5 protein-coding genes, 3 rRNA genes and 2 riboswitches are annotated in these 12,827 nt (G+C 52.3%); all 8 genes read left to right on the forward strand.

All coding sequences use genetic code 11. The features are described 5' to 3' along the window. The first annotated feature begins 9 nt into the window (after positions 1-9). Positions 10-3,831 (forward strand): phospholipid carrier-dependent glycosyltransferase, encoded by a 3,822-nt coding sequence (locus PDUR_RS27730; protein WP_081949372.1) that lies wholly within the window; start codon positions 10-12, stop codon positions 3,829-3,831. A gap of 34 nt (positions 3,832-3,865) precedes the next feature. Then, the gene (locus PDUR_RS03300) at positions 3,866-4,870 is read left to right on the forward strand and encodes a glycosyltransferase family 2 protein (protein WP_042205088.1); all 1,005 of its coding nucleotides are present in this window, start codon (positions 3,866-3,868) and stop codon (positions 4,868-4,870) included. Continuing rightward, complete coding sequence (locus PDUR_RS03305) at positions 4,863-5,333, forward strand: GtrA family protein (RefSeq protein ID WP_042205089.1); 471 nt, start codon at positions 4,863-4,865, stop codon at positions 5,331-5,333. The genes PDUR_RS03300 and PDUR_RS03305 overlap by 8 nt, the downstream gene beginning before the upstream one ends. A gap of 12 nt (positions 5,334-5,345) precedes the next feature. Continuing rightward, complete coding sequence (locus PDUR_RS03310) at positions 5,346-6,005, forward strand: class D sortase (RefSeq protein ID WP_042205090.1); 660 nt, start codon at positions 5,346-5,348, stop codon at positions 6,003-6,005. Between the two features lie 103 nt (positions 6,006-6,108). After that, positions 6,109-6,189: riboswitch (cyclic di-GMP riboswitch) on the forward strand. 75 nt (positions 6,190-6,264) lie between these two features. Continuing rightward, positions 6,265-6,345, forward strand: a riboswitch (cyclic di-GMP riboswitch). 13 nt (positions 6,346-6,358) lie between these two features. Beyond that, the gene (locus PDUR_RS03315) at positions 6,359-7,168 is read left to right on the forward strand and encodes a transglutaminase-like domain-containing protein (RefSeq protein WP_052409976.1); all 810 of its coding nucleotides are present in this window, start codon (positions 6,359-6,361) and stop codon (positions 7,166-7,168) included. 404 nt (positions 7,169-7,572) lie between these two features. Then, a 16S ribosomal RNA gene (locus tag PDUR_RS03320) occupies positions 7,573-9,127 on the forward strand. Between the two features lie 314 nt (positions 9,128-9,441). Beyond that, positions 9,442-12,368: ribosomal RNA gene (locus PDUR_RS03325) — 23S ribosomal RNA — on the forward strand. Between the two features lie 199 nt (positions 12,369-12,567). Then, positions 12,568-12,684: ribosomal RNA gene (gene rrf / locus PDUR_RS03330) — 5S ribosomal RNA — on the forward strand. The 16S, 23S and 5S rRNA genes sit together here, the layout of an rRNA operon. Positions 12,685-12,827 lie beyond the last annotated feature (143 nt).

Genomic DNA, 12,827 nt, shown 5'->3' on the forward strand with positions numbered 1-12,827 from the left:
GTGGTAACGATGATGAAGAAGTGGCGTATTGCTGCGAAACTGATGTTTATGCTGCTGCTGTGCATGCTAGTTATCCCTCCGGGAACCATGTTTGCAGCAGGAAATCTTTTGCAAAATCCGGGGTTTGAGGAAACGGCATCGGACGCTCCCGCCTCCTGGACGAGAGATGTATGGGTACAGGGCGATCAGGCAAGCCTGCTGTTCGTGGAATCCGCAGACGTCCATTCCGGAAATGCTGCGGCCGCTGTAGAGAATATGCAGCAGAATCATGCAAAATGGATTCAGACCATCGCCGTAAAGCCGGACACCCATTACCGGATTTCCGGCTGGGTTAAAGTGGTGGACGCTGGAGCGGAAGGCATCGGGGCCAATATTTTCGTTGTCGGTGTTGGCGGGGGGTATCCGAGCACCAAAGACACCGGCGGAGGCTGGCAGCAGCTTCAGTTCATAGGCAAGACGGGCTCCGAGCAAAAGGAAATAGGCATCGGCGCCGCCCTTGGCGGATATGGGAATTTGTCTGCGGGCAAGGCGTATTTTGACGATCTATCCGTGGAGGAGCTTGATTCCGCCCCTGCGGGCGTTCCGGTAATCTCGCTTGATCCGGGGGGCGCTCAGGCCGTAGCGGCAGGGAAGCCGGTGAAGATATCATCCAAAAATATATTGTTCTTTTCCGCATTGTTCGCCTGCCTCTTCGCCTGGGTTTACCGGACCGCGCTGCGCAGCAAGCGTCTGCTCAGACGGGAGAGCTATGATTACGGCGCGTGGCTGTGGATTGTCCTTTCTGCGGCTTTTCTGCTGCGTCTGTGGCTTGGCTGGACCTCGCAGGGTTACATGAACGACATGAAGACCTTTATGTACTGGGGCCAGCGGCTGGCGGAGGTTGGTCCGGGACGCTTTTATCAGGAAGGCATTTTTGCGGATTACCCTCCAGGGTATATTTATATATTGTATCTTCTTCATCTCATCCATCAGGGCCTCGGTTTACATCCGGATTCTCCTGGGGAGATGCTGCTGTTTAAGCTGCCGGCGATCCTGTCGGATATCGCTCTCGGTTGGCTGATTTACCGGATCGGAAGCAAAAAGCTGGGCGGCGGCATTGCGCTCGGCCTTGTCATTCTATATTCATTTAATCCGGCTGTACTGACGGATTCGGCGGTGTGGGGGCAGGCGGATGCCTTTTTCGTGATGTTCCTGCTTCTCAGTATTTTGGCCGTCTCGGATAAACGCCTTGCCGCTTCCGCGGTCTGGTTTACTGTGGCTGCGGCGGTGAAGCCGCAGGCGCTGATTTTTACGCCGGTACTGCTGTTCGCCTTCATTCATTACCGCGCGTGGAAAGAGCTGCTGAAAGGAGCGGTGTACGGGCTTATCGCTTTTACCCTGATTACACTGCCGTTCTTTTGGGGCAACGGAGGGATTGGCGGTCTAATTGATTTGTACAAAAGCACGCTGTCTTCCTATCCTTATTCCACCGTCAACGCTTTTAACCTCTACACGCTCATCGCTCCGTCCTGGTCGCCGATTGACCAAATGTGGCTCGGTATTCCTTACCGCGCTTGGGGCAATATTTTTATTATAGCCGCAGTAGCTTTGGCCGCGTTGTTCTCGTTCCGGAAAGACCGAAAAGACCTGTCCAAGTCCTTCTTTATCGGTCTCGTTTTAATTGTGGTCATGTTTGTGGTTGGAACCAAAATGCATGAACGGTATATGTTCCCGGCGCTTGCCTTGAGCTTGTTCGCCTTTATGGAGATTAAGGACCGGAGGCTGCTGACGCTGTTCTTCGGCCTGAGCCTGACCCAATTTGCCAATGTGGAGTATGTACTGCTGCATCTGAATGCGGGGCGGAATCCCGGTTCGGACGGCATCATCCTTGTTACATCCATCACCAACGTCGGGCTGCTGCTGTACATGCTGTATATCGGCTGGGATTTATATTTCAGGGGGAGGGTGCTGACGCTGGCTCCTGCGTATACCGATAAGCAAAAACGGGAAACCGATCTGGCGCTCGTCGGTGAACTCCGTCCGGTTAATTTCCTGCAAGGAAGTGCTGTTCCCCGGATGATGCGCAGAGACTGGCTGTGGATGGCGGCTATTACGCTCCTTTATGGAGCGCTAGCTATGGTCAATCTCGGTTCGGTCCGTTCTCCGGAAACGGTATGGGCGCCTTCGGCTGCGAGCGAAAGCTTCTATGTCGATTTGGGCGCCGCGAAGCAGCTCGACAAGGTGAGAATATTCGGCGGCGTAGGCACTGGTGAATTTACGCTGGATTTTGGCAATTCGCCGCAAAGCTGGTCCGGACCTGTCAAGATTAACGAGGATGTCGGCAACGTCTTTATCTGGAAAAGCCAGCAGCTTAACGCCACGGCGCGGTATGTCCGAGTTTTTGTGAATAAGCCGGGCTTTTATCTGCATGAGATCGCCTTTTATGAGAAAGGAAACGCGTCACCGCTGGCTGTTGCCGAAGTGTCGCCCGATACGGGAGGAACTCCCAAAAAAGGAGATCCGGCTAACCTGTTCGACGAGCAGCAGCTTATTCCAGCCAATTCGGGCTATATGAACAGCACCTATTTTGATGAAATCTATCATGCACGCACCGCGTATGAATACGCCCATGGCATCGTTCCGTACGAGAATACGCATCCGCCGCTCGGGAAGCTGCTGATTTCCGTCGGAATGGCGTTGCTCGGCGTTGATCCTTTCGGCTGGCGGATCGTCGGCACGGTATTTGGCATCGCCATGCTGCCTGTTATGTATGTGATGGCGCTGCGGCTGTTTGGGCGGACTCGCTATGCCGCGCTTGCGGCGGGGCTGTTCGCGCTGGATTTCATGCATTTTACGCAGACCCGGATTTCTACTATTGATGTGTACGGCGTCTTCTTCATCATGCTGATGTTCTACTTCATGCAGCGTTACGCGGCAATGAATTTCTACCGCCTTCCGCTGCGCAAGACGCTTTGGCCGCTGTTCTGGTCGGGCCTGTTCTTTGGCATCGGAGTTGCCTCCAAATGGATTGTGCTGTATGGAGGGGCGGGGCTCGCCGTTATGCTCGGTATATCGCTCTTTGACCGGTACCGGCAGCACCTGGCGGCCCGGCGAGTGCTTGCCCTCGGCAAGCGTGCCGACCCGGAACTGTCAGCCGCTTGCCAAGAGGCCGCAGGAACATTCTGGAGCAGAGCCGTTATCACTCTGGCCTCCTGCATTATCTTCTTTATTGTTATTCCGGCTGCGATTTACAGCTTATCGTTTATTCCCGTGCTGTCCGTCACACCGGAAGGCTATACGATTAAAGGATTGCTCGAAGCGCAGAAGAATATGTACGATTACCACAGCCAGCTTGTGGCTACCCATCCGTTCTCATCCCAGTGGTGGCAATGGCCCTTTATGAAGCGTCCGGTATGGTTCTTCAGCGGGGGAGAAGGATTGCCGGCAGGCCAGACCAGCAGCATTGTAACGATGGGCAACCCGCTGATCTGGTGGACAGGGGTTTTTGCCATCCTAGCTGTCCTGTGGCTGACGCTGAAACGCCGGGAAAAGCCGCAATACGTCATTTGGATCGGCTATTTTTCCCAATACATTCCCTGGATGCTCGTTCCGCGCGAGACGTTCCTTTACCATTATTTCGCCATGGTTCCGTTCATGATTCTGGCGCTGGTCTATATGCTGAAGCTGTCGGACAGCGTGTTCCCCGAATCCCGGTCGAGAGTCATCCGTTATGTGTACGTCGCTGCGGCGGCGCTGCTATTTATCATGTTCTATCCCGTCTTGTCGGGCATGCAGGTTAGCGGGGATTACGTGACAGGCTTCCTGCGCTGGTTCCCGACTTGGGTCTTTTAGAGTTACGGCCGTCTATAATTTAGGAGGAAAAGAAATGAAAGCCAGATACAGCGTGATCGTCCCGATGTATAATGAAGAAGAAGTGATTTCCCATACTTACGAGCGTCTAAAAGAAGTCATGGACCGCAGCGGAGACGCGTACGAGCTGATCTTCGTGAACGATGGAAGCCGGGACCGCTCAGCCGATATGATCCGGGAGATTGCAGACCAGGACGGTCATGTGAAGCTGATTGACTTCTCGCGGAATTTCGGCCACCAAATCGCGATTACCGCAGGCATGGATTATGCCCGGGGGGAAGCGGTCGTCGTTATCGACGCAGATCTACAGGACCCGCCCGAAGTCATACTTGAGCTGATTGCCAAGTGGAAGCAGGGATATGAAGTGGTGTATGCCAAACGGATGAAGCGCCACGGTGAAACATTTTTCAAAAAAATCACCGCCAAGCTGTTTTACCGTCTGCTGAGCAGGTTGACGAGCGTGGATATTCCCACCGATACAGGTGACTTCCGCCTGATCGACCGCAAGGTGTGCGACGTTTTGCGCGAACTGAAGGAGAAGAACCGCTATGTCAGAGGGCTTGTCAGTTGGGTCGGCTTCCGCCAGACGATGGTGGAATATGTCCGCGAGGAGCGCTTTGCCGGGGAGACCAAATATCCGCTCAAAAAAATGATCCGGTTTGCGCTCGACGGCATCACGTCCTTTTCGCACAAACCGCTCAAAATTGCGTCTTACCTTGGGTTTTTGCTTTCGTTTTCCAGCTTTGTCTTCTTGTTCTTCGTGCTGATGCAGAAGTGGTTTACGTCCCGTACGGTACCCGGCTGGGCTTCCATCGTCGGCGTGAACCTGCTGTTTAACGGAATTGTGCTTATGATCCTCGGAGTAATCGGCGAATATATCGGCCGGATATACGATGAATCGAAGGACCGGCCGCTATACATTGTCCGCGAAGCGGTAGGCTGCAGAAACCTGAAGGAAGAGGAAGCCGAGCTTTTTCGGGAGGAAGCCGGACAACCACGGAAGGGTGTACCCCATGAATAACAAAAATGTGCGAGGCGATTTCCTTCAGTTCGTTAAATTTAATATTGTCGGCCTGCTGAATACGCTGGTAGATATGGCCGTGTTCGCGCTGCTGAACTCGCTCGGGCTGTTCTATGTCGTCGCCCAGGTCATCTCCTATGCCGCAGGAACGGCCAACAGCTTTATTTTGAACAGTAAAATAACGTTCAAGGACCGGCAGCGGAGCAAGGAAGAAGGATTTGATCATAGGCAGCTTCTGAGGTTTATAGCATTGAATCTGTTTGTGCTGTGCATATCCCTGCTGCTCATGAGCGTTCTAATCGGCCGTCTGAGATTGCAGGAACTGTCGTCGAAGGTATTGGTTACGTTTGTTACGGTCATCATCAATTTTTTTGGCAGCAGAAAATGGGTGTTTGTGAAGCCGAAGCAGTCTCTGCCTGTCTCCGGTGAGGCGATCTCAGGAGCAGATGCGGAGCGACGATAGAGGGTGAAGATATTGCGCAAGCTTTCTTATATCATAATTATCGCCGGCGTTCTGCTTATCCTTTATCCGAAGGCCAGCGAATGGTTTGAAGATTGGCAGCAGCAGAAGCTGCTGAAGGAAGCGGAGCAGAGCTTTGAACAAAGTGCGGAGACGGCTCAGAATTCGGCCGATCCCGATCTGCGGCTCAAATACGCCAAAGTGACACAGCTGCTTGCCGAAGAATCGGCCTTGGACGAGCAGTCGCAGCTCGCGGCGGATAAAGGCGGTTCAGACGTAGACGAGAAGGCGATCGCGCTGATTGAGATCGATAAAATCAACGTTAAGCTTCCCGTGCTTGAAGGAGCCACCAAAGCCAATATGCGGCATGCGGCCGTGCATTTGACCGAGACCGCTCCGCTTGGAGAAATTGGAAATGCGGCTATCGCCGCTCACCGCGCCCATACCAAGGGAAGACTGTTCAACCGCCTGAATGAGGTGGAGATTGGCGATACGATTTCTGTTAAGACCAAAGGGAAGGTCTATAACTATACGGTCTACGATATCTCGATTGTCGAGCCTACTGACGTGTCCGTGCTGGAAGGCAATAACAAAGACCGCATCCTTACGCTCATCACATGCGATCCGCTGATTAATCCGACACATCGGTTAATTGTACACGCAAAGCTCCCGTGACTGTCGCGGAAATATGGGAAAATAGGCAATTGACCAGGTATATTTTCCTAGTTTCCTATTGATAATTTATATAAATATGGTAATCTGATATTAGAAAAGCTAACCACGATAACGGCAAACCTATCGAAAGATAGGGACGCAAAGCTAGAGGGCCTTCCCGCAAGGATGGCAGCCAGCTACCGAATGAAGAGGCTTTTTTATTTATTCATTTTTAAAAAATAATGGCATTTATACCATATATTCAAAAGAGATGGAACTTGTACGATAATGGCAAACCTATCGAAAGGTAGGGACGCAAAGCTAAAGGGCCTTCCCGGGAGGATGGCAGCCAGCTACCGAAAGGAGTTTTATCTATGAAGAAGTTTTATTTCATACTTCTCATATTATTTACATTAGCCACCTCCGTTCCAGTTATCCCGGCAGCCGCCGCGAGCGGCAGTTCCGAATGGCTCGACACTTCGAATTTAAGCCAAGGCGTTGTTGGCATTCAATATAACGCTCCTCAGGGCAAGCGCACGAAACTGATGATTACGAAGAACGGCAGCAGTTATACTTACAACCTCTTCGCATCAGAGCCCAACGAGTCCTTCCCGCTGCAGCTAGGCAGCGGCTCCTATAAAGTTTCCATCCTTGAGAATACCAGCGGCAACAAGTATAAAATCATATATTCCGATTCTATCGACCTTTCGGTAAGCGACCCTAACGCCGTATATCTGAGCTCTGTGCAGAATGTTAAATGGAGTCCGTCCGACAAAGCGATCCAAAAAGCGAAACAACTCACCCAGAATGCCAACACCGACAAAGAAAAAGTAACCGCCATCTATAACTATATCGTCTCCAATGTAAAATACGACTACGCATTGGCAGCCAACGTATCCACCGACTATGTGCCGGACATCGACAGAACGCTTACCAGCAAAAAAGGAATTTGCTACGACTATGCTTCCCTCTTTGCCGCTATGCTCCGCAGTGTGAACGTTCCCGCTAAGCTAGTGATGGGTGAAAGCAGCTATGTATCTCAATACCATGCATGGAATGAAGTCCTCATTGATGGGCAGTGGGTGACTATTGACACGACGGTAGACGCCGGCTTGGGTAAGAGTAATAAATCGGTCTCCCTGATTAAAAACGCCAGCAAATATACCGGTGTGAAATATTATTAAGCAACTGAAAGCTTCATGAATGAAATGTACAATCCGCTTAAATAATAAGTGGATTGTTTTTTTGTATTTAGGGGTTGCCATATTCCCAAAGAAGAGGTATTATAGGTAAGTCGTCCTCGGGGGACACAAGCTTTTATCGACAAGATAAAATAAACTTTCAAAAAAAGCTTGCGTTTCTGTAGAGTGTATGATATATTATAAAAGTTGCTGCTGAGGCAAAGTTGAGCGGCGGCAAAGAAGTTTGATCTTTGAAAACTGAACAACGAGTGAGTGGGAATTCGCTTTTAGCGAGTTCCAAAAATAAGATGAATTTCACAGCGTGTTTCACGCTTTTGAAATGCCATCCTTGAGAATGCAAATTCTCGTCAGATGTTTCAAATTGAGCTAATCGCTCTTTCAATACTTTATTGGAGAGTTTGATCCTGGCTCAGGACGAACGCTGGCGGCGTGCCTAATACATGCAAGTCGAGCGGAGTCTTTTGGAGAGCTTGCTCTTCAAAAGACTTAGCGGCGGACGGGTGAGTAACACGTAGGCAATCTGCCCCTTGGACTGGGATAACTACCGGAAACGGTAGCTAATACCGGATAATTCCTCTTAGCTCCTGCTAAGAGGCTGAAAGGCGGAGCAATCTGTCACCAAGGGATGGGCCTGCGGCGCATTAGCTAGTTGGTGGGGTAACGGCTCACCAAGGCGACGATGCGTAGCCGACCTGAGAGGGTGAACGGCCACACTGGGACTGAGACACGGCCCAGACTCCTACGGGAGGCAGCAGTAGGGAATCTTCCGCAATGGGCGAAAGCCTGACGGAGCAACGCCGCGTGAGTGATGAAGGTTTTCGGATCGTAAAGCTCTGTTGCCAGGGAAGAACGTCTTGTAGAGTAACTGCTACAAGAGTGACGGTACCTGAGAAGAAAGCCCCGGCTAACTACGTGCCAGCAGCCGCGGTAATACGTAGGGGGCAAGCGTTGTCCGGAATTATTGGGCGTAAAGCGCGCGCAGGCGGCTGTTTAAGTCTGGTGTTTAAACCATGGGCTCAACCTGTGGTCGCACTGGAAACTGGGCAGCTTGAGTGCAGAAGAGGAAAGTGGAATTCCACGTGTAGCGGTGAAATGCGTAGAGATGTGGAGGAACACCAGTGGCGAAGGCGACTTTCTGGGCTGTAACTGACGCTGAGGCGCGAAAGCGTGGGGAGCAAACAGGATTAGATACCCTGGTAGTCCACGCCGTAAACGATGAGTGCTAGGTGTTAGGGGTTTCGATACCCTTGGTGCCGAAGTTAACACAGTAAGCACTCCGCCTGGGGAGTACGGTCGCAAGACTGAAACTCAAAGGAATTGACGGGGACCCGCACAAGCAGTGGAGTATGTGGTTTAATTCGAAGCAACGCGAAGAACCTTACCAGGTCTTGACATCCCTCTGAATCCTCTAGAGATAGAGGCGGCCTTCGGGACAGAGGAGACAGGTGGTGCATGGTTGTCGTCAGCTCGTGTCGTGAGATGTTGGGTTAAGTCCCGCAACGAGCGCAACCCTTGACTTTAGTTGCCAGCAGGTCAAGCTGGGCACTCTAGAGTGACTGCCGGTGACAAACCGGAGGAAGGTGGGGATGACGTCAAATCATCATGCCCCTTATGACCTGGGCTACACACGTACTACAATGGCCGGTACAACGGGAAGCGAAGCCGCGAGGCGGAGCCAATCTTAGAAAGCCGGTCTCAGTTCGGATTGCAGGCTGCAACTCGCCTGCATGAAGTCGGAATTGCTAGTAATCGCGGATCAGCATGCCGCGGTGAATACGTTCCCGGGTCTTGTACACACCGCCCGTCACACCACGAGAGTTTACAACACCCGAAGTCGGTGGGGTAACCGCAAGGAGCCAGCCGCCGAAGGTGGGGTAGATGATTGGGGTGAAGTCGTAACAAGGTAGCCGTATCGGAAGGTGCGGCTGGATCACCTCCTTTCTATGGAGAATCGTTTCCCGTAGCGGAAACATTCAAATGCGGAAGTTTGACTTCCGGCAACGCTCACTCGTTGCTCAGTTTTGAGAGTTCAAGCTCTCAAATCTTGATCCTTGAAAACTGGATACCGAAACGAAAATTGCGTTTTAGAACATCTTTTAGCTGAACTTGTGTCCAAACAAGTTGAAATAGTTATTAGCTGAGAGCGAAGATTTTCGAATGAGAGCGACTTTTGGCTTGAAAGGCGAAAGCGAACGGAGACATCCGGAAGCGGCCTTTCAAACAAGACGGAGCGATCAGGCGGAAATTGGAGCGTTGGTTAAGCTAGTAAGAGCACACGGAGGATGCCTAGGCGCCAGGAGCCGATGAAGGACGTGGCGAACAACGAAAAGGCCTCGGGGAGCTGTAAGCAAGCTTTGATCCGGGGGTGTCCGAATGGGGAAACCCGGCTGTGGTAATGCACAGTCACTTCTCTCTGAATTCATAGGAGAGCTAGAGGCAGACCAGGGGAACTGAAACATCTAAGTACCCTGAGGAAGAGAAAACAAGAGTGATTCCGTCAGTAGCGGCGAGCGAACGCGGAACAGCCTAAACCGAAGAGCTTGCTCTTCGGGGTTGTGGGACGTCTCACATGGAGTTACAAAGGAACGGTTTAAGCGAAGAGGTCTGGAAAGGCCCGCTAGAAGAGGTAAAAGCCCTGTAGCTGAAAAGTCGTTCCCTCCGAGACGGATCCCGAGTAGTGCGGGGCACGTGAAACCCCGTATGAATCCGGCAGGACCATCTGCCAAGGCTAAATACTCCCTGGCGACCGATAGTGAAACAGTACCGTGAGGGAAAGGTGAAAAGCACCCCGGAAGGGGAGTGAAACAGGTCCTGAAACCGTGTGCTTACAAGAAGTCAGAGCCCGTTATCTGGGTGATGGCGTGCCTTTTGTAGAATGAACCGGCGAGTTACGTTTAACGTGCAAGGTTAAGGCGAGGAGCCGGAGCCGCAGCGAAAGCGAGTCTGAATAGGGCGACTTAGTACGTGGGCGTAGACCCGAAACCGTGTGATCTACCCCTGTCCAGGGTGAAGGTGCGGTAACACGCACTGGAGGCCCGAACCCACGAACGTTGAAAAGTTCGGGGATGAGGTGGGGGTAGCGGAGAAATTCCAATCGAACTCGGAGATAGCTGGTTCTCCCCGAAATAGCTTTAGGGCTAGCCTCGGTGAATGAGAGTAATGGAGGTAGAGCACTGATTGGGTGCGGGGCCCGCAAGGGTTACCAAGCTCAGTCAAACTCCGAATGCCATCTACTTGTCGCCGGGAGTCAGACAGTGAGTGCTAAGATCCATTGTCAAAAGGGAAACAGCCCAGACCATCAGCTAAGGTCCCCAAGTGTGTGTTAAGTGGGAAAGGATGTGGAGTTGCACAGACAACCAGGATGTTGGCTTAGAAGCAGCCACCATTGAAAGAGTGCGTAATAGCTCACTGGTCGAGTGACTCTGCGCCGAAAATGTAACGGGGCTAAACACACCACCGAAGCTATGGCTTGATGCTTGCATCAGGGGTAGGGGAGCGTTGTGTATACATTGAAGGTTGACTGTAAGGACAGCTGGAGCGTACACAAGTGAGAATGCCGGTATGAGTAACGAAAAGATCAGTGAGAATCTGATCCGCCGAAAGCCCAAGGTTTCCTGAGGAAGGCTCGTCCGCTCAGGGTAAGTCGGGACCTAAGGCGAGGCCGACAGGCGTAGTCGAAGGACAACAGGTTGATATTCCTGTACCACCATAATCCGTTATGAGCAATGGGGGGACGCAGGAGGGTAGTGACGCGGACTGATGGATGTCCGTCCAAGCAGTGAGGCTGGTGTATAGGCAAATCCGTACACCGTAAGGCTGGGCTGTGATGGGGAGCGAAAATTGTAGTAGCGAAGGTCATGATCTCACACTGCCAAGAAAAGCCTCTAGCCAGGAGAAGGTGCCCGTACCGCAAACCGACACAGGTAGGCGAGAAGAGAATTCTAAGGCGCGCGGAAGAACTCTCGTTAAGGAACTCGGCAAAATGACCCCGTAACTTCGGGAGAAGGGGTGCCTCGGTAGGGTGAATAGCCCGAGGGGGCCGCAGTGAAAAGGCCCAAGCGACTGTTTAGCAAAAACACAGGTCTGTGCGAAGCCGCAAGGCGAAGTATACGGGCTGACGCCTGCCCGGTGCTGGAAGGTTAAGGGGAGCGGTTAGGAGTAATCCGAAGCTGTGAACCGAAGCCCCAGTAAACGGCGGCCGTAACTATAACGGTCCTAAGGTAGCGAAATTCCTTGTCAGGTAAATTCTGACCCGCACGAATGGCGTAACGACTTGGGCGCTGTCTCAACGAGAGATCCGGTGAAATTTTAATACCTGTGAAGATGCAGGTTACCCGCGACAAGACGGAAAGACCCCATGGAGCTTTACTGCAGCTTGATATTGAACTTGGGTACGATCTGTACAGGATAGGTGGGAGCCTTAGAAGCCGGAGCGCCAGCTTCGGTGGAGGCGACGTTGGGATACCACCCTGATCGTATCTAGGTTCTAACCTGGTACCCTCATCGGGTACGGGGACCGTGTCAGGCGGGCAGTTTGACTGGGGCGGTCGCCTCCTAAAGAGTAACGGAGGCGTCCCAAGGTTCCCTCAGAATGGTTGGAAATCATTCGAAGAGTGCAAAGGCAGAAGGGAGCTTGACTGCGAGACCTACAAGTCGAGCAGGGACGAAAGTCGGGCTTAGTGATCCGGTGGTACCGCATGGAAGGGCCATCGCTCAACGGATAAAAGCTACCCTGGGGATAACAGGCTTATCTCCCCCAAGAGTCCACATCGACGGGGAGGTTTGGCACCTCGATGTCGGCTCATCGCATCCTGGGGCTGAAGTAGGTCCCAAGGGTTGGGCTGTTCGCCCATTAAAGCGGTACGCGAGCTGGGTTCAGAACGTCGTGAGACAGTTCGGTCCCTATCTGTCGTGGGCGCAGGAAATTTGAGAGGAGCTGTCCTTAGTACGAGAGGACCGGGATGGACGTACCGCTGGTGCACCAGTTGTTCCGCCAGGAGCATGGCTGGGTAGCTACGTACGGACGGGATAAGCGCTGAAAGCATCTAAGCGTGAAGCCCCCCTCAAGATGAGATTTCCCAGTATGTAAGACCCCTTGAAGACGACGAGGTAGATAGGTTGGAGGTGGAAGCACGGCAACGTGTGGAGCTGACCAATACTAATCGGTCGAGGGCTTATCCAAATTCACCCCACAAAGTGAAGATGAGGCTGACGAAGCTGAATCCGAGTACTTTGCGGGGACCCCGGAATGGGGAAGACGCAATGTTTCGTTTCGAATCCAGTTTTCAGGCGATCAAGCCTGAAGAACGCTGCAACATTCATCCGCACCGGAAGGTGAAGGACCGAATGTTTCGCGGCAGCATTTGTTTCACAAATGCCCGTTTGGTGGCGATGGCGGAGGGGTTCCACGCGTACCCATCCCGAACACGACCGTTAAGCCCTCCAGCGCCGATGGTACTTGGACCGAAGGGTCCTGGGAGAGTAGGACGCTGCCAAGCACATGAACCACTGCTGAAACTAAGCAGTGGTTTTTTGTTTTTACTCGAAAGCACGAATATCCGAATGGACGAGCCAGCGTGGAACATTCTATTACCGGGACTTGAATGCAAGATTGAACATCCTCGCTAAGGCAAATGCTCCC

The sequence above is a fragment of the Paenibacillus durus genome, assembly GCF_000756615.1.
In the GTDB taxonomy this organism is placed as follows: domain Bacteria; phylum Bacillota; class Bacilli; order Paenibacillales; family Paenibacillaceae; genus Paenibacillus_AQ; species Paenibacillus_AQ durus.

Excerpts from the sequence above, each read along its gene's own strand:
- PDUR_RS03305 (WP_042205089.1), top strand. The coding sequence starts at position 4,863 with ATGAATAACAAAAATGTGCGAGGCGATTTCCTTCAGTTCGTTAAATTT.
- PDUR_RS03300 (WP_042205088.1), top strand. The coding sequence starts at position 3,866 with ATGAAAGCCAGATACAGCGTGATCGTCCCGATGTATAATGAAGAAGAA.
- PDUR_RS27730 (WP_081949372.1), top strand. The coding sequence starts at position 10 with ATGATGAAGAAGTGGCGTATTGCTGCGAAACTGATGTTTATGCTGCTG.
- PDUR_RS03315 (WP_052409976.1), top strand. The coding sequence starts at position 6,359 with ATGAAGAAGTTTTATTTCATACTTCTCATATTATTTACATTAGCCACC.